At 58.6% G+C, this 18004-nt stretch carries 12 protein-coding genes; 6 read left to right on the forward strand and 6 right to left on the reverse strand.

All coding sequences use genetic code 11. The features are described from left to right. Window positions 1-570 precede the first annotated feature (570 nt). The 6 genes from SH410x_RS00980 (at window position 571) to SH410x_RS01005 (ending at window position 8274) form a co-directional block, all read left to right on the forward strand. Window positions 571-1113: a signal peptidase II gene (locus SH410x_RS00980; RefSeq protein WP_473673841.1), complete on the forward strand. Its 543-nt coding sequence runs from the start codon at window positions 571-573 to the stop codon at window positions 1111-1113. Between the two features lie 196 nt (window positions 1114-1309). Next, complete coding sequence (locus tag SH410x_RS00985; protein WP_473673843.1) at window positions 1310-3820, forward strand: efflux RND transporter permease subunit; 2511 nt, start codon at window positions 1310-1312, stop codon at window positions 3818-3820. Next, window positions 3798-4562, forward strand: a complete 765-nt coding sequence (locus SH410x_RS00990; RefSeq protein ID WP_473673845.1) for a C39 family peptidase — start codon at window positions 3798-3800, stop codon at window positions 4560-4562. The genes SH410x_RS00985 and SH410x_RS00990 overlap by 23 nt, the downstream gene beginning before the upstream one ends. A 124-nt stretch (window positions 4563-4686) precedes the next feature. Next, window positions 4687-6159 (forward strand): RimK family ATP-grasp domain-containing protein, encoded by a 1473-nt coding sequence (locus SH410x_RS00995; protein WP_473673847.1) that lies wholly within the window; start codon window positions 4687-4689, stop codon window positions 6157-6159. Between the two features lie 4 nt (window positions 6160-6163). Then, complete coding sequence (locus tag SH410x_RS01000) at window positions 6164-7471, forward strand: carboxylate-amine ligase (protein WP_473673849.1); 1308 nt, start codon at window positions 6164-6166, stop codon at window positions 7469-7471. Then, a complete protein-coding gene (locus tag SH410x_RS01005; protein ID WP_473673850.1) occupies window positions 7468-8274 on the forward strand; it encodes an N-formylglutamate amidohydrolase in 807 nt (268 codons plus the stop codon). Before SH410x_RS01000 ends, SH410x_RS01005 begins: the two co-directional genes overlap by 4 nt. Here SH410x_RS01005 and SH410x_RS01010 read toward each other — a convergent pair. The 6 genes from SH410x_RS01010 to SH410x_RS01035 form a co-directional block, all read right to left on the reverse strand. Further along, window positions 8167-8559 carry a Uma2 family endonuclease gene (locus tag SH410x_RS01010; protein WP_473673852.1) on the reverse strand — a complete coding sequence of 131 codons (393 nt, stop codon included), beginning with the start codon at window positions 8557-8559 and terminating at the stop codon, window positions 8167-8169. The two genes, SH410x_RS01005 and SH410x_RS01010, sit on opposite strands and share 108 nt — an antisense overlap. A 222-nt stretch (window positions 8560-8781) precedes the next feature. Further along, a complete protein-coding gene (locus tag SH410x_RS01015; protein ID WP_473673854.1) occupies window positions 8782-8928 on the reverse strand; it encodes a hypothetical protein in 147 nt (48 codons plus the stop codon). Window positions 8929-8959: 31 nt separating this feature from the next. Beyond that, window positions 8960-9706: a Bax inhibitor-1/YccA family protein gene (locus SH410x_RS01020; protein ID WP_473673856.1), complete on the reverse strand. Its 747-nt coding sequence runs from the start codon at window positions 9704-9706 to the stop codon at window positions 8960-8962. A 387-nt stretch (window positions 9707-10093) separates the two neighbouring features. After that, a complete protein-coding gene (locus SH410x_RS01025) occupies window positions 10094-10477 on the reverse strand; it encodes a group I truncated hemoglobin (protein WP_473673858.1) in 384 nt (127 codons plus the stop codon). Window positions 10478-10702: 225 nt separating this feature from the next. Then, window positions 10703-16606 (reverse strand): DUF11 domain-containing protein, encoded by a 5904-nt coding sequence (locus SH410x_RS01030; protein WP_473673860.1) that lies wholly within the window; start codon window positions 16604-16606, stop codon window positions 10703-10705. Between the two features lie 185 nt (window positions 16607-16791). Further along, complete coding sequence (locus SH410x_RS01035; protein WP_473673862.1) at window positions 16792-17922, reverse strand: AAA family ATPase; 1131 nt, start codon at window positions 17920-17922, stop codon at window positions 16792-16794. Window positions 17923-18004: the final 82 nt, after the last annotated feature.

Below are 18004 nucleotides of genomic sequence, written 5' to 3' on the forward strand. Positions count from 1 at the left end.
TTCGGGCTCATCCGACGGAAGGGTGCGTTAGAGTCCAGTGGAAGGTTTTTTGAAGGCATCGCTCCAGTATCCAATATGTTTTCAAAGAAGCGTCCCTGATGAACGAATGTTCGGCAGGGACTGGCAAGACCATTGGCGTACCATCGACCGGGAGATCCCTTGCCAAGCCCGCACCTCTGCAGAGCTTCGCTCCGATTTTCCCGGCAGCCCCCGTCTAATTTCCCGGCAAGCAGTCTAACGCTGTCCATCCCATCCCACAAATAAATCATTGGATACTTGAGACATGCCTCCCAAACCTCCGGCGCACGCTTCCGTCGGATGATCCAGAATTCGTCACTTGTTGTTCACGCGATGCTTAGCAGGGGGGGCTTCCGTAATCCTAGCCATCGATTGTACCGAAGAGTTGAGAGCGTAGGCTCGCCATTCCTCTTTTCTTGTTCACAGAATGGCCGCAGAAGTGTATTCTTCGTCCCTCGCCCCACCCCTACCGCTCTCGGCATCCTCTTCACGCGTCCCATGCAAGCCAACCCGCCCCCCCCTTCTGTCATCGTCCCCCGGTCGCGTTATCTGATGTTTGGCTGCCTCGCGGTGATCGGTGCGGGGCTGGATCTATGGACCAAAGAGGCGATCTTCGCTTGGCGCGGACTGCCCGGGCAACGCGATGTGTACTGGGTGATCGAAGGTTATTTCGGCATTGAAACGGCCGTGAACATTGGTGCCGTCTTCGGCATTGGGGCTGGCAAAGGGATGATGTTTGCCGGCATTTCCGTGGTCGCGCTGGTGGGGATTCTGCTCTGGCTGTTCCTTTTCAAAGCCGCCGAATCCGCATGGCTGACGTTTGCATTGGGCTGCGTCACCGGTGGGATCTTCGGAAATCTCTATGATCGTTTGGGGTTATGGTGGCAATCGGGGTATCCGGACGAGTGGAAGAGTGGCGTCCGGGACTGGATCCTGTGGCAAGCTTCGGACGCGTGGAAATGGCCCAACTTCAATATCGCGGACTCATTGCTAGTCGTTGGCGCGATCATGCTGGTCGTCCAATCCATCTTTTTTCCGCCTGCTGCCATGTTGCCCCAGCCCCCTGAGGTGGATCCCGATACAGACGTGGCCTAGGCTTCGAGTTGTCGCTTCACCGTCAATCCGTTCCCCCTCCCCGTGTGCTTGTCACCGGGGAAACCACGTTTTCAGATTAGAGAGACGATGAACCGATTGTCGGTTCCCTGTCGGCTTGTCCGATAGGGGATCCGGTTCTGTGGGTAGGTGCCAGACTTCCATCCCATGATGGTCCATCAACACAGGTTGGAAGCCAATGCCACGTTTTTTTGTACCGACCTCGCGAAACCGCCCTGCTCTGCTGGCCCGATCGGCGGATTCATTTGCCACACGCCTCGCCGCCTGGCGGTGGTCGTTGATGGTGATCGGTTGCCTCTGTTTTATACCGCTGGCGTACCTGCAGTCCGGTTTGACGATGAATCGTTCGCTCTCGGCGATGTTCTCGCCGGAGGATCCAGCGATCTTGGATTACCAACGGATGCAGTCACGGTTCGGTGGCAATTTGGTCGTGATGTGGGTTTACGACGATGAGGAATTGATGACCGCCGCAGGGCTGGCTCGTAGTCGCCAGTGGACTGAGCGAGTCGAGTCGATCGACGGCGTCGAGGGTGTTCTGTCGATCGCCAAACTCGTCGATGCGTTTCATTATTTGCGACCATCCTTAGCGTCATCGTTTTTCGGCGAGGCAAGGTCCGAGCAGCCATCGGAGCCACTTTTTCGTCGTGATGACCCGGTCGCCACGCAGTTTCGAGAGCTCTTTGCCGGCTACACGCACAGTCCCGATGAAACGACCGCATCTATCGTCGTGATGCTGCGCGGCGATACGCTGGCCGAGCCCAGCCGAGTGAGCGAAACGATCGCTCAACTTCGCCGGCTCGCCGCTGAAATGCCGCCCTCGTCGGCGGCCCTGCTGGTGGGTGAGCCGGTGCTATTGGAGGATGCCTTCGATTTAATTCTGGCCGATGGACGGCGACTGGCCATCGGTACGATTGGGCTTTTGTGTCTCGTCATCCTGCTCACCGTACGAGACTTGCGAGTGGTCGCACTGTCGGCGATTTGCATTGCCTGGTCGACCGTCGCAACGCGAGCGTTGATGGTCTTGGGCGGCGTTGAGTTGTCGCTCGTGTCGACCATTTTGCTGGCCCTGATTTCCGTGATCGTGGTCGCTGCCATCATGCACTTGGGGACGAGAGGGAAATCGCTGTCCAAATCGATGGTCGAACGCTCCATGGCAGCCCGCGATCGAGCACCGGCCGTGTCGCTGACGAGGGTGATCGGAGCGCTGGCGATACCGATTGCCTGCACCTGCTTTACCGACGCGGCTGGATTTGCCTCACTGATGATCTCACACGTCCGGCCGGTTGCCGAGTTTGGTGCCATGACCGCGACCGCTGCATGCTGTGTCTTAATGTCGCTCGTGCTGTTCACCCCCTCGATACTGAGTCTACCGGGATGGTTGAGCGTTGGTGCACGCAAGGGCCCGCGGCGCTCCACTGAAACGGGCGTGGATGCGTCGCCGCTGCATCGGCTCCTGCTATGGCTCGCTCGCGGCAGCGTGCGATGGCGCAGGTCGCTGACGCTGACATCGCTCGTCTTCCTGATCGCCTCGACGTACTACGTGATGGGGTTGGAGACAAATTCCAGCTTCCTCGATAATTTCCGTCCCTCCAGCCCCATCGTTGGTGCCTACGAACGGGTGGAAGATCGTTTGGGGGGGGCTGGAGTTTGGGATGTTACCCTGCCCGCCCCCGCACGCATCACGCCTGAGTATCTGCAGAGCGTGCGTGATTTGGAAGAGGAGCTGCGGGCGATCGAGATCCCGCCAGACGACGATGGGGCCCGGCACGCTGGCGGCGTGCGATTGCGGAAGGTGCTCAGTCTGGCGGATGCCGACGCCGTCGCCGCGCAGGTCACGATGCTATCGTTTGCGCCTCCGGAGGTTCGCTTGGCGGGGATGCGAGCGGCGATTCCCGCGTTTGCCGAAGCGTTGTTATCCTTTCCGGCAGTCAATGAGCCGGCGCGGCCGCGCCGCATGCGAGTCATGCTACGGAGCGACGAGTCGCTGTCCGGTCGCGAGAAAACCGCATTAATGGCCGCGGTGAAACGCACCGTCGAGGCGGCGACAGCCCCCCCCTCGGGCGCCAATGAAACGCTTGCGGTGCCGACCGGTGACAATCAGGCCGGCGTTGCTGGCCAGGGCGTCGTGACGGGGTACTCGGTGTTGATGTCGCACCTGGTCGCCAGTCTGGTGCGTGATCAGTGGACGGCCCTCACACTCGCGCTGGCGGCGGTGGGGCTGTTGCTCCTCGTCGTCACCGCGAATTGGCGATTGACGATCGTTTCACTGATCGTCAACGCACTTCCCATCCTGGCGGTGTTGTCCTGCATGGGATGGTTCGGTGGGCAGCTCGATTTGGGATCGGCGATGATTGGTGCCGTTTCGATCGGTTTGTCGATCGATGGCTCGATTCACTTTCTCAGCGGCTATCAACGCCGTCGGTTCGAGGGCCACACCCCTGAGGTGGCAGCCACGCAGTCAGCGGCTGATTTAGGGGCCCCTATTTTACTGGCGAGTTTGGCGTTGGTGGTCGGTTTCGCGGTTTTGGTGACGAGTCCATTCGTGCCGACGGCCACTTTCGGGCTGCTTGTTGCCGCGACCTTGACTCTTTCAGCGATTGCGAATCTAACCTTGCTACCCGCCATGGTGGTATTTTCATCGGCGCCCCCATTGGAAGACCAGGTGAATGAAGCATTCCCTCGAACTTGAGATTCAAACTCAACCGACCAACACGAGTTGCGGGCCGACGTGTTTGGCGGCGGTCTATGACTATTGGGGCGCGGACGTTGATCTGGGGCAGTTGATTGCGGCCATCGGCGAACTCGAAAGCGGCGGGACGTTGGCGGTGCACTTGGCCTGCGACGCGTTGACGCGAGGGTATGACGTTGAAATGGTCACCTACAACCTGCAGTTGTTCGATCCAACCTGGTTTGACGCGGATGGCGAAATGTTATCGCGTGACGTGATGACCGAGAAATTGCAGGCGCAGTGGGCAGCCAAGCGAATGCGATCCGACGTGGATCAAGCGCGGTTGTTCAACGCCACCGAGGCATACCTCCAGTTCCTGAAGTTGGGTGGCCGCATCCGCATGCAACCACTCGATGAAAAGTTGATCGTCGACACGCTGGTTCGGGGGATCCCGATTTTGTGTGGGCTCAGCGCCACGTATCTGTATCACGAGCAGCGTGAGCGGACCGAGGAGATCGATGAAAACCGCGTCGAGATCCATGCCGACGATATCCAAGGCGACCCATCAGGACACTTTGTCGTGCTGCATGGCTACGATCCGTCGACCTCGGCGGTTTTGATCGCCGACCCGCTGCACCCCAACCCGATGGCGCCGACGAACAAGTACGCCGCGCCGCTCTCCCGATTGACGTCCGCCATTCTGCTTGGCATTGTGACGTACGACGCCAATATCATGACGATCGTTCCGCGGTCGGATTTTTAGAATCCTATCCGCAAAGGGGTCTGACCCTGTGGAGGCGAATCGACTTCATTGATTTCACGGCCTCACCGGAGAGGGTCAGACCCCTTTCCGGATAGGCTATTTGCTGGCAATGGTACCCTACTGAATGAACGCAATCCTGGTCGCCGAATCTGGCGATGATTGGTTGGGAAATTTTGACGGCGTCGAGACCGTCGATCCGCGAGACTATTTGGCCTCACCGGATCCAAATCTCCGCCGTGGGACGCGGGTGTATAACCTGTCTCGTTCGTACTCCTACCAGAGTATCGGCTACTACGTATCGCTATTGGCCGAAGCCCGCGGGCACCGTCCGATTCCTGACGTGCAATCGATCCAAGATTTGCATGGCACGGCTGCGGTACGAATCATCCCGCAGGCCTTGGAGGAGCTGATCGCTTCGTCGCTGAAGAACTTGACGGGCGACGAGTTCGTGCTAAGTGTCTACTTTGGGGCGAATTTGGCTAAGAAGTACGACCGATTATCGAAGGAGTTATACGGGGTATTTCAAGCCCCGCTATTGCGGTTCAAGTTCACCCGGCGAAGCAAATGGAGGCTCCGCCGAGCGTCGGCGATCTCGCTCAATGCGGTTCCCGAGAATCACCGTAGTTTCGTCGCCGAGTCGGCTCGCAAACACTTCGCCAGCCGCGCTACGAATCGCCCCAAACCCAAGTCGATGCGGTACGACATGGCGATTTTGCATAATCCCGAGGAGGGGGATCTCGCTCCATCGAGTGGTGCGGCGCTGAAGAAAATGGTCAAAGCGGCTGCCAGTGTCGGGATCTCCGCCGAGCTGATCACTCGCCAAGACGCCGGTCGATTGCTGGAGTTTGACGCACTCTTTTTGCGCGAAACCACCGCCGTGAATCATCACACCTACCGCATGGCCAGACGGGCGGAATCGGCGGGCATGATCGTGATGGATGACCCGCTGTCGATTTTGCGATGTTCCAACAAAGTCTACTTGGCCGAGTTACTCACCCGCGCCAAGTTGCCCACCCCCGAGACGTTTGTCGTTCACCGACGCAATGCCGAAACGATCGCGTCCCAACTGACCTTTCCCTGCGTTTTGAAACGGCCTGATAGTGCGTTCTCAAAAGGTGTCGTGAAAGCCAACGACGAGCAGGAACTCGCCGCCAAACTTGCCGAATTCTTTGCCGATTCCGAACTCGTGATCGCACAGCAATACATGCGGACCGATTTCGATTGGAGAATTGGCGTCTTGGATCAACGAGCAATCTTTGCTTGCAAATATCACATGGCTCGCGGTCACTGGCAGATTGCCAAACACGATGCCGCCGTGCAAGGATCACCACCGAAGTTTGGCAAGGCAGAAACATTCCCCGTTGAAACCGCACCACGCAAAGTTGTCGCCTTGGCAGTCAAAGCTGCCAATCTGATCGGCAATGGTCTCTATGGCGTCGATCTCAAGGAAGTCGATGGGAATTTTTTTGTAATCGAGGTCAACGACAACCCCAATATCGATGCGGGCGTCGAAGATGCGATTCTGCGGGATGAACTCTACCGCCGCATCATGGAGTCTTTCGTGCGACGTATCGAAGCAAACAAACAAGGCGGATGAACTGATGACTCTCGAGAAAATCAAAATGTTCGCGGCCTTTGGCATCGAGCTCGAATACATGCTCGTCGATCTGGAATCGCTCGACGTGCGCCCGGTCGCCGATGAAGTGCTCGCACAGTTGTCGTCGACGTCCGCGTTGGCGTCGGCGACGTCTGCGGGGCACGCCGGCCCAGCTGATCCGCTGCCGGTCGCCGTGGGTGCCTGTAGCGACGTCTCCTTGGGCGACGTCACGTGGTCCAATGAACTCGCTGCCCATGTGATCGAACTCAAGGTCAGCGAGCCGACGGCAAACCTCCGCGGATTGTCGTCGCGTTTCGAGTCGGCGATCAAGAACCTACGGCCAATCCTGCGCTCATCCGGCGTCCGCTTGCTACCCACGGGCATGCACCCGTGGATGAACCCACGGACGCAAACGGTCCTGTGGCAGCACGACAACCGGGAGATTTATCAAGCATTTGATCGAGTGTTCGATTGCCAAACCCACGGTTGGTCGAACGTGCAAAGTGTGCACCTCAACCTGCCCTTTGCGAGCGAAAACGAGTTCGCTCGCTTGCATGCGGCAGTTCGATTGGTCTTGCCGATCCTGCCTGGCCTGGCGGCGAGCTCGCCGGTGGTCGATGGTTCCTTGACGGGAAGCCTCGACTCGCGGTTGCAGCACTACGCTGCCCACTGCCGTGCGGTGCCTTCGCTGACGGGCGACTTGATCCCCGAACAGGTGTTTGATGAAGCATCCTATCGACGCGAAATATTTGCGCCGATCCAGCGAGATATTCAGCCACTCGATCCCGATGGCGTGTTCGATGTCGAATTCCTGAATGCCCGAGGGGCGATCGCGAGATTCGATCGTGGCTCGATTGAGATTCGCGTGATGGATGTGCAGGAGTATCCTGGCGCGGACGTGGCCATCTGCGCCGCCGTGATCGCACTGCTGAAAGAGTTGGTTGCGGAGAAATGCTCCTCGTTCGAGTCGCAGAAATCCATCACGACCGCCCTGCTCCGCAAGAGTTTCGATCGGGTCTGTATCGCTGCTGAAAACGCAACCATCGACGATCGCGTTTATCTCCGAGCGTTGGGCATCGAATCGCCATCGAGCACGGCGGGAGACGTTTGGCAGATCCTGCTCTCTCGCCTGCGCCGTAGCGACAGTGTCTTGGATGGACTCTTTGCTCCCCTGGAAATCATTCAACAACATGGAACGCTGGCGACGCGAATCACTCGTGCGCTCGGCCCCACGTTCACGCGTGAAGACATTCACGATGTCTATTCACAGTTGGCGGATTGCTTGGAAGTTTGGGAACCGTTTCAATCGTGAGCCCACCACGCCCGTTTCGGTTTGTACTCTCCTGTGAACATGGTGGTAACGATGTCCCGCAGCAGTATGCGTGTTTGTTCGATTCACCTGGCGCCAAGGCTTGGCGGAACAGTCATCGCGGCTACGACCCCGGGGCCTTAGCTGCAACGCAGCAGATCGCTAACTATCTAATCGCCCGTGACCTGCTCGATAGCGAGCCCGTCGTTGCAACGACGACGCGATTGTTGGTGGACTTGAATCGTTCGGCCGACAACCCGAGCCTATGGTCGAAGTTCACGTCAGGCCTATCGCAGTCCACCCAAGATGAGATTTTGCGAGAGTTTTATGAGCCGCATCGGCGGGCGGTCGAGCGTCTCAGCGAACGGGTCGTCGCCAATAACGAAGTCGCGATTCACCTATCCGTACATTCCTTCACACCGCGGATTCGAGGTCAGTGGCGACCACTGGAGATCGGTTTGCTGTTCGATCCGCAACGATCGCTCGAGGCAGAGTACTGCCAAAGCTGGGCGGCAAATTTTGAATCCGAGTTACCTGCTCCCCAGCGGCATCGACTGCGCTGTAACGAACCCTACGCGGGAACTGATGATGGCCTCACGACCTACCTCCGACGGATCTTTCCGGACAACGCGTACTGCGGGATTGAGATCGAAATCAATAACCGGTTCTACCGCAGGTCACCCGAGCACCAAGCGAAGTTAGTCGCCCGACTCTGCGAAGCGATGCCATTGGTTCGCATCCTCTGCACGGCTGGTATTCACTACGGCGAGACAATTGCGAGTGAAAGGTGCGGTGTCACTCAGTAAGCCCCTCGGTAACCTCCAAAATACGTTTCCGTCGAATGAGCCGCAATCATCGCAGATGCTTGCTTCTACGAATTCGCGATGGCAGCTGCTCTCGTAGCGACCGCCGGTGAGTCGATGATGAGTGACTTCAGATGAGTCGGGATCAATCACCATGTAAATCGCAACACCTTCGGATTCATACAACTCTCGCTTAGAGTGCAGATCGTTTTGCCGGGTTGATTCTGATAACACTTCGGCGATCAGTCCGGGCGGTGATTGCAAGTGCCGGAGCGGTAAGGATACCATGAACAATAAGTGACGGGTTTACCGTAGTGGATCTTGTTAAAGATCCTGTTCTGGATGGATCTTTGACAAGATCCACTACGCCAGTTATTGATCCCGCGTTCCTAAAGCCCCGCAGACAATCACGAGATCCGGTCTGACCACTGTGCACTCGTTGACAACCCAATCGAGTTCGGCAATCGCTTCGGCAATGTAATTTTGTTTCTCGATCCCCGAGCTGAACGCCTATGCCAAGCGGGTCGCTATCGTCTGATGACGCCCGAACGGGCTTGGGCTCATGGCGATCGCAAACCCGTTCCACAGTTCCCAATCACCTTGCCAGTGCTGGTCGTCGGCCGCGGTATCGTGAGCCAGTGATTTTTCGGCGGTCAAAGTGGAACTCCCTTTTACATGATTTTGCGGATCAATCGTTGCTGGAAAAACTCATCAAAATTCGCAGCACGTACCAGAACAGCAGTACGACGGATGCGAAAAGTGCCAGCGATGCGGCCACGTACTGGTCGGTGCGGTACTGATGGATGATGTTGGATGTATCGTAGAGAATGTAACCCGACGCCAGTGCGACCATCGCGGCGCTGAAGAACAGCCCCAGCGAGAACCCGAACAAGATTCCCACGACAATCACGCCCATCGCGACAAATCCCGCAATCGCCAAGTACTTGCCCCAGCTCGACAAGTCGGCACCGGTGAGGAACACAAATGCGGTCAATCCCAGGAAGCAGGTTGCGGTGATCGCGCCGGCCTTGATCGGCAAGCTGGGGTCACCGAGGACACGGATGCAAAGATAGAGCATCGGCAGCAAGATCACCGCTTGGGCGACCACATACAGGCTCAGTCCCAAGTACTGCATCGGTTTCGACGTATCGCTATTGGCCCACGTCCGCGCGACCCAGGACACGGCCATGAACGCGCCGAGCACCAACAGCCATCCCATCCCACCCATCATCCGGGCCACCATCGCCTCCATGGTGGCAGCGGGAACAACGGAAAACAGGACCGTTTCGATCGCGATCAGACCCAGAATCGCGACAGTCAAGTGTGCGTAAGTCCGACGGATAAAACCTACCCGGGCCTCGTCGAGCCCAAGTCCCACGTCGACAGCCTGATTCACGCTGTGAACGGAATACGGATTTGATTGATCGTATGACATCGGTGTCAGCTCTCTGGAAAGTCAAAAGCGGTCGTGCAAAACACTGGCCTCACACACGAGGCACAGTCAAGTTGCCCCCATGATAAGCTATTCTCAAAAGTCATAGCGACCCATTCTTTGTTCGAGGACAAAGATCCATGGGCCGAGCGGCAGCAGTGCGATATTGCCAAGATCGATGCGATCAGGGAACGGCGCAAACGCTTCGCCACTTCCTCCGCTCGTCGTGAGATGCGATCTAAAACAGATTCACAGGCCCTGCCCGGACCCGTTTACGGAGGGCCAGCAGACCACTGAACAAACACACCGACATCATCAGAACGAGGACGGAGGCCCGAGTGGGCGTCAAGTGTCCAGAACCTGATCAATCCAGAACTTTGCCTCGCGAACTCAACCGTCCGTGTTCGTGGTTCCTACGACTTTGTCCTTGGCCATGGAGAGCCGTGACAAAACCAGGTGAACATCAGCGTTCGCGACGCCTTTGGCTTCGAGCGCGTCGGCAAAGTGACCGCAGAATTTCGCGAAGTGCTGGCCCGTGATCCCGCGTCCTTTGTGAACCGCTGTCAGCTCAGCGCCGGAGTAGGATACCGGCCCATCCAAAGCCGCCACCAAAAACTCGTACTGCATTGTCTGCAACCGCTCCATCGACGTGTGTTCGAAGAACGGTGCCAACTCGGGATCCGCTAACACGCGGTCGTATAACTCCTTGACGAGAGCGGCCACCGCGGCTGGCCCGCCGAGTCGCTCCAGAAGGTCTTGTTCTGTCTCAGACATGCGTTTTCTTGAGTGTTCATTTTGATCGTTGACGGAGAACATCAGTTTAGCCCCGAGAGATCGCTTGTGAAATCCCATGGGCCGGCCACGATGTCGTCCGCAGTCGTCAGCCGCTGTCGCCTGCCGCAGGCGGCTGATCGCAAATCTCACGTAGGGGATCGGCAGTCCAGGGCTGCAGGATTTTTAACAAAATCCACTACCCTACGATTCCACTGTGAGAAAACACTAGCGGGCCAGGAACAGGCGTTTGGATAGCGTGGCCGGGGGCCGGATCGTGACGCTCGTTTGATCGTCTTCGTCGGGATCGTGGTTCCCTGAGGTGCTATCGATATCGAACTCGTTGGTTTCGAGCACTTCCACGTCGAACGTTTTCACCGTTTGGGTGTCAACGCGGAACGTCAGCGTGAGCTGTTGGCTGGTGTCGGGGGTGATCGTGCCGACTTGCCATTGCTGTGTCGCTGCGTCATAGACGCCCGCTGGGGACGCATCGAGCAGCGTCAGGCCCTCGGGAATCGTCACTCCGATCACCACGCCCGTGGCGTCGGAGATTTCTTGACCCGCAGCGGCGGCCAGCGGTGATATCGAGAGCGGCGCGGACGCTGTGGATCCGTTGTGCACGGTGACGGTGAGCTGCACGGTGTCACCGAGTTCGATTACCTCGGGGATTGCCGATGCCGAGACGCTGAGGTCGATCACTCGCGGGGTGACCTGGGCGCTCGCCATGTCGTCTTCACTCGGGTCGCCGTTGCCGGGCGTGCTGTTCGGATCGAGTTGATCAGCGGCGATGATCTCGGCGACGTTGGTCACGATGTTCGGCGTCGCCACACGGGCGCGGATTTGCAGCACGGCGGAACTGCCGGAGTCGAGTTGGCTGATCGTCCAGTGATTCGTGGAGGCGTCGAAATCGCCGGTCAGGGCGGTGATCTGTACGTCGGCTAAACCAACGGGCAGAGCGTCGTTGACGACGATGTTGGTGGCGGCATCGGGACCGGAGTTGTTGACTGTGACGAGAAACGTGATGATTTCGTTCTGGTCTGGGGTGGCGTTGTCGACGGTCTTGGTCAGCGACAGGTTGGCCTGTGCGATCGCGACGGTGACGGATTGATAGTCATCTTCGCCGGGACCGTTGCCGGGGGTGCTGTCGCGGTCCGGTTGGTCGGCAGCGACAACCTCAGCGATATTGATGATGCCATCGGCCAGGATCGCATCGACGTTGCTGGGGTCTGGAGTGACTGTCCCCCACAGCATCAGCTCGCGGGTTTCACCAGCGGGGATTTGGGGGATCGACCATGTTCCCGATTGCGGGTTGTACGTTCCACCATCGGACGGTGTCGCCGAAACGAAAGAGAGGCCGGCGGGCAATGGATCGGACACGACGACGCCGGTCGCGTCGGTGGGGCCATCGTTGCTAACGGTGACGCGGTACTCGACCGTATCACCCACGTTGGCGAGCTCGGTGTCACTGGTCTTGGTCAATGCGAGATCGATTAATTGCGGGATAAACGACACCGAGGCGTCGTCGTCCTCATCATCGCTGCCGTTGCCCGGAGTGCTGTCGGGGTCGAACTGGGAGCTTGCAACGATCTCGGCGTAGTTGGTCCGCGTGATCGCTGTCGGGCTGTCGTTGGCGTCACGGTCCACCGTGGCGGTGAGCGTCAGCGTGGCGGTGCCACCGGCGGCCAATTCATCAATGCGCCATGTTTGGTCGTCAGAGTCGTACGCACCCGTTTCTGTTTCGGCGCGAATGTTCGTCAAGCCGGGCGGTAGGGTGTCGAGCACGGCGATGCCGCTCGCAGCATCGGGTCCATCGTTTTGAACCGTCAGTGTAAACGTGACGTCGTCGCCGACATTCGGCGTGTCATCGTCGATCGTCTTCGTGAGCGACAAATCGGCGCTAGCGGGAGTGACCGTGACACTCGCTGTGTCGTCCTCGCCGTTGTCGAACCCGTTGTTCGGTGTGCTGTCACTATCGAACTGGTCCGCCGCGATGACTTGGGTCAGGTTTTCAAAGGGATCTGTAGCGATCACCGTGCCACGAATTTCCAAGCTCGCTGACTCTCCGCTGGCTAATGCCCCCACATCCCACTGGCCCGTTGTCGGCGAGTAGGCGATTGGTTGACTCGACGAAATGAACTGGAAACCATCGGGCAGGTTGTCGGCAACGACGACGCCGGTGGCATCATCGGGGCCGTCGTTTTGAACTTCGAGCGTGAAGGTCACTTCGCTGCCGACGGCCGGACGCAGCGGCGCGCTTGTCTTTTGCAACGAGAGATCAATCACTGGCGTGGACAGCGACGAGCTGGATTGGTCGTCTTCGTCGGGCAGCTGATTATTCGCAGTCGAATCGGGATCATCTTGATCGACGGCGATCAGTTCGGCGGTGTTCGTGAAGGTTCCCGCAGCCGTGACGTCGGCATTGATTTGCAGGGTAACACTTTGTCCCACATCCAGGGTCGCAATGGTCCATAACCCGGTGTCGGGATCGTATTCATGGCTGCCGTCACTCGGGCTGTCCGAGCTGTACGTCAGGCCCGACGGAAGCATGTCAGAGACAACGAGATTGGTCGCGATATCCGGACCCGCATTGTGGACGACAATTTCAAAGCTCGCCGTCTCGCCGATATTAGGTGACGGCGTGAGCGTGGTTTTCTCCACCGAGATATCCGCGATCGGGATTCGCACACTCACCGAGTCCTGGTCGTCTTCACCCTCGACACCGTTGCCGGGCGTGCTATTGGAATCGGTTTGGTCGACCGACATGACCTCCGCCGTATTGACCAGTCCCGTGTTGATCGGATCGTCGGCAGGGAGCCCCGCGACGGAATCGATCTGCCCGTCGAGCTGCAGCGTGGTCGACTCGCCGGCAGCGAGTGAAGCGATCGTCCACGTGCGGGTGCTCGTGTCGAACGCTCCGGTGGCAGGTGAATTGCTAACCAGCGTGATTTGGTCCGGCAGTGTATCGGCGACCACGATGTTGGTCGCCGTATCGGGGCCGCTATTGGAGAGCGTGATGGTGTAGCTGAAGATTTCACCGACGCGAGGTGTTGGGTTGTCGACCTGTTTGGTCAAGGACAGATTGATCTGTTCCGCCTGCGCGGTCGCTGACGCTTGATCGTCCTCGCCCTCGACACCGTTGCCGGGTGTGCTGTCGGGATCGGGCAAGGTGGCCGCGACAATTTCGGCAATATTGTTGATCGCGCCGCTCGAGGTGGCACGGAGCACAAGGGTCAGTGTGGCCGTTTCGGTGCTGTCGAGGTTGTCCACCGTCCAACGCTGCGTTATCGGGTCGTAGGTGCCGCCATCGGCGGTCGCATCGACAAAGGTCGCACCGTCGGGAAGCGGGTCCGAGACGACGAAAGCTCCGGATGAATCGGGACCTGAATTCGTTGCCGTAATCGTGAACGTGAGATCTTCACCGACGTTGGCAAGCGGATTCTCAATCGTTTTCGTGAGTGACAAATCTGCATTTGCCGGCGTGACGGAGACGCTCGACTGGTCGTCTTCGCTGGGGTCATGATTGCCCGGCGTGCTATCGGTATCAAATTCGTTGGCGGCCGTGATCTCGGCGGTGTTGCTGATCGGGGCAAGCAGGTCCGTGCGGGATGGATCGAGCATCACGTTGATCGCGATCGTACGTGTCTCACCTGCAGGCACCGTGCCAACGTTCCACACGCCCGTGTCGTCGGAGTAGTCTTCGTCCACGGTTGCGGACTGATAAATCAGTCCGTCGGGGATCACATCGGTGACCCTCACGCCCGTCGCATCGTCGGTGCTGGTGTTGGTAACGACCAAGTCGTACGTGAAGACTTGACCGGGAACGGGGCGTTCCGACGTCGTGGTTTTACTCAGTTCCAGATCGATCGTGACGGGGGTGAGCATCACCGAATCAATGTCATCTTCCTCGCCCGCGGCCCCTGCGGACCCATTGCCGGGCGTGCTGTTGGGATCGGATTGATCGGACGCGATGATTTCAGCCGTGTTGGTTTTTGTGCCCATCGTGGTCACCGCGGCGACCAAATTGAGCGTGACGGGCGTCCCCACCGGCACGTTCGTCAGCGTCCAGATTCCGCTGACCGGATCGTACTCGCCTGCGGTAGGCGTGTCCGAAACAAACGTTAGCCCCGCCGGCAGCAGGTCTTGAACACTGACGTTGGTGGCGGGATCGGGACCCGCGTTGTTGACCGTGATCGCGAAGGTCACGTTGTCACCAATGCTGGAGACCTGCCCCACGATCGTCTTGTCGAGCGAAAGATCAGCGATCTGGGTCTGGAAGGTGACCTGATCTTGATCGTCTTCGTCGGGATCGTTGTTATTGGGGGTACTGTTGGTGTCAAACTGATCGACCGCAACGACTTCCGCGACATTTGTGTAGCTGCCTGCCGCGGTGACCGTCGAGCTCAGGGTCAGTGTTGTGGATTGACCGGCGGCGAGCGAGGGGATGGTCCACTGCGCAGTGCTCGCGTCGAACGAACCGGAGGCAGGGTCGTTCGACGAGATCGTCAAACCGGTGGGCAGCGTGTCCTGAACGACGATGTTCGTGGCGTCGTCGGCCCCCGAATTGGTCAGCGTCAGAGTATAGGAGATTGGATCACCGACATTCGGTCGCGATTCTGAGACGGTCTTGTCGAGTGCGAGGTTGATCTGCGCCGCCGCGACGACTGCAGATGCTTGATCGTCTTCGTCAGGATCGGAATTGTTCGGCGTGCTATCGGTATCAAATTGGTCGGCAGCGGTTACCTGAGCGGTGTTGGTTTGTGGCGTGTTGCTGGTCAATAGCCCAGTCAGGTCGAGCGTGGCCGTCGCGCCCGCCGCCAAGCTCGGGATCGTCCATAGCCCCGTATCGGAAACAAACGAAGAACCCGCCGAAGGTTGGTCCGCGCTGTACGTGATCCCGGCGGGCAGCAGATCGGTCACGACCACATTGGTGGCTGTGTTGTCGCCTTCGTTAACAAGCGTTAAGCGGAAGGTGACCGGCGAGTTGACGTTGGGATCCGTCGTCACCAACTCCTTCGATAGGTTCAGATCGATCGGTGTGAAATTATCGAAGTCAGCAACCGGGATCACATTGGGGCCGATCGTGCCAATCAAATCAGCGAGCGCGTCATAGTTGGGGTCCGCAATGACCTCGAACTCGATCGCACCGACGTTCGTCAAGTCGGCGGGGCCACTCGCACCCGGCGCGACCGAAAACTGGCTGAAAGGCAGGAACTCGACCGAGGTCGGCTGCGTCGTCGTCTGCGGGATACTCAGCGTCGCGGTACTGACCAGGGTCAGCGTGTCACTGTCTCCATCATTCGTGTAAATCCGTACGACGGCAGACCCAGCGGGCAGATCGGCACCGATGACGAGTCGCATCCCGGCGGCGTCCCCGCCGCTGGTCAAGTCGACCGAGCCGAGACCGTCGTCGTCCACCACCGCGGGATCATCGCCGGCCCCGTCCCAAATCACCGCGCGTTGCCCGCCACCAAACCCATCCGAGCGGACCTGGAGCAGGTCCGGGGAAGCGGGGTCATTGACGACCAAGCTGATCGAGCCAATGTCGCTGGTCTTGTTGACCAACAGATCTCGCGAGCCGCCGATCGCTTCGGGGGCCGCCGCCGTCGACGTGACCGCGATCCCATCTTGTAAATCATCCGAGACGGTTTGGGTTTCGCCATCGAACCCATCGATCGTGCGAATCAATCGCCCGGCAACCTGCTCAGTCGTGATCGTGACCGCTGGCGAGACGGTTCGCTGAAGAGATTCGCCGTCCACGTCTTGAGCGGGCTGCAGCACGAAATACTGCCCCGCCGTCAGCCGCGCGAACGTATACTGGCCATCGGTGTCGGTCGTGGCAGTGGCTACTTCGCTATCGCCCGCATCGGGCTCAAATTGACCATCACCATCATCGAGGTACAATGTCACCGACGCGCCAGCGACTTGTTCGCCCGCTGTGAATCCATCGCCACTGACATCGACGAAAACCAAACCCGAGAGATTTGCGAGGTCCGTGCCCGCGGCCAGTAACCGCCTGTTTTCGAGCGGTTCCAAATGGAGGCGGCGACGGTAGTCGCGGCTCTCCCGGCTGCGCCGCCGCTTCGCGGTTGCTTTTGCGTGGGATTGGAGTTTCCGTCGGAGTTGATCCGTCATCGTCTGGGATTCCTAGTTCTCGCGGCCTGCGTGGTTAGTCCGATTAGGCAGGATAAGAGGATAGCATCGCCCAGGAAAGATGGCGAGTCGGCAGAGGCCGGGTGGAATGTCGAGGGGTAGAGCCCGCGCGTCGACCGCGCGTCGACCACCGCGTCACGCTTGTCAGCTCGACAGCGAGTTCCCCATCAGGCTTGGAGCTGGCTGATCCAGAGTCGCAGAAAGCGATCGGTGATGACGTAGGAGGATGCTTCCCGCTCGATCACGTCGCTGGAAACGAGCGATTGAGCAGCTCGCTGGGCATTGGAGGCGGTGCGAAGACCGTACTGGCGAGTGAAATCGGACGAGAACGGTTTGGGGGGTGCTTCGCTGCTGGCCAGCCCCCTCAGAAAACGCTGCTCGTTCTTGGTCAACGTCTCCCATAGGGTGACGTAGGCATGACTCTCCCGCCGCAATAGTTCGCTGACGGCTTGATCCAGGTGCGCCGCCTCGACGCTGCCGCCTGAATCGATCATCGACCAGAGCACGTGACATAAGTGTTGGGTGTAGAAGGGGTGCCCCTGCGTGCGATCACAAAGCTGAGCGATCAGCGGTTTGGGAAATGACTTCCTCGCATCGACGAACCGCTTGGTGATGAAGGGTTGCCAGTGCTTGGTCTCGATCGGTCCGATCGGATAATGCATCGCTGATCGGTACAATGGCCGCGATTGCTCCAAGAACATCGACTGCAAAAGGTGCTTGCGACTTCCCAGAAACAGATATGCCACATTTTTGTGATGCTGGATCGAGCTGCGAATTTGCCGCTCGGGAAGATCGCTATCGTACTCGGCAATCTGCTGAAACTCGTCGAAGACCATGACCACCCTTTTGCCACTCCGCACGGCCAGAGCTTCGGGAGCTGCCAGCACTTCCGTCAAGTCAGACTTCGTTGCGGTTCGTCCATCGATGCCAAACTCCACTTTGGGTTGGCCGGAGTTATCGAGCGAGACGCTCGGTCGCAGACGCCCGAAGAGTGCCTTGCCCAGCTCCAATATTTTTGTGGTGTTGGTTTCAGCGGCCATCGTGACGGCGCGGGCGGTCGCGGTTGCGAACGCAGCCGAACCATCGGTCGGCCATAGATCGACGTAAACGGGGATAAAATCCTTCTTCGCGAGCTTATCGAGTGCCCGCATCACCAGTGACGTTTTCCCCATCCGCCGCTCGGCGTAAACAAAGCACCGACCACTGGATTTCATCGTCTCGGTAAGGTCGGCAAGCTCCTCAACGCGATTGCAGAACTCACCATTGCCGACGACGCCACCATAAGTAAAAGGGTTCACCGCACCAGTCTCCTGTTGGAATTACGCAAACTGCGTTACGCATTATGCGTAATCTAGGCGTGGATTGCAAGCTGGCTGTCGA

Source organism: Rhodopirellula sp. SH410 (assembly GCF_055811895.1).

Coding starts and splice junctions, on each gene's coding strand:
- SH410x_RS01025 (WP_473673858.1), bottom strand. CDS start 10,477: ATGTCTGAGACAGAACAAGACCTTCTGGAGCGACTCGGCGGGCCAGCC.
- SH410x_RS00995 (WP_473673847.1), top strand. CDS start 4,687: ATGAACGCAATCCTGGTCGCCGAATCTGGCGATGATTGGTTGGGAAAT.
- SH410x_RS01000 (WP_473673849.1), top strand. CDS start 6,164: ATGACTCTCGAGAAAATCAAAATGTTCGCGGCCTTTGGCATCGAGCTC.
- SH410x_RS01020 (WP_473673856.1), bottom strand. CDS start 9,706: ATGTCATACGATCAATCAAATCCGTATTCCGTTCACAGCGTGAATCAG.
- SH410x_RS01010 (WP_473673852.1), bottom strand. CDS start 8,559: ATGGTATCCTTACCGCTCCGGCACTTGCAATCACCGCCCGGACTGATC.
- SH410x_RS00990 (WP_473673845.1), top strand. CDS start 3,798: ATGAAGCATTCCCTCGAACTTGAGATTCAAACTCAACCGACCAACACG.
- SH410x_RS01030 (WP_473673860.1), bottom strand. CDS start 16,606: ATGACGGATCAACTCCGACGGAAACTCCAATCCCACGCAAAAGCAACC.
- SH410x_RS00980 (WP_473673841.1), top strand. CDS start 571: ATGTTTGGCTGCCTCGCGGTGATCGGTGCGGGGCTGGATCTATGGACC.
- SH410x_RS00985 (WP_473673843.1), top strand. CDS start 1,310: ATGCCACGTTTTTTTGTACCGACCTCGCGAAACCGCCCTGCTCTGCTG.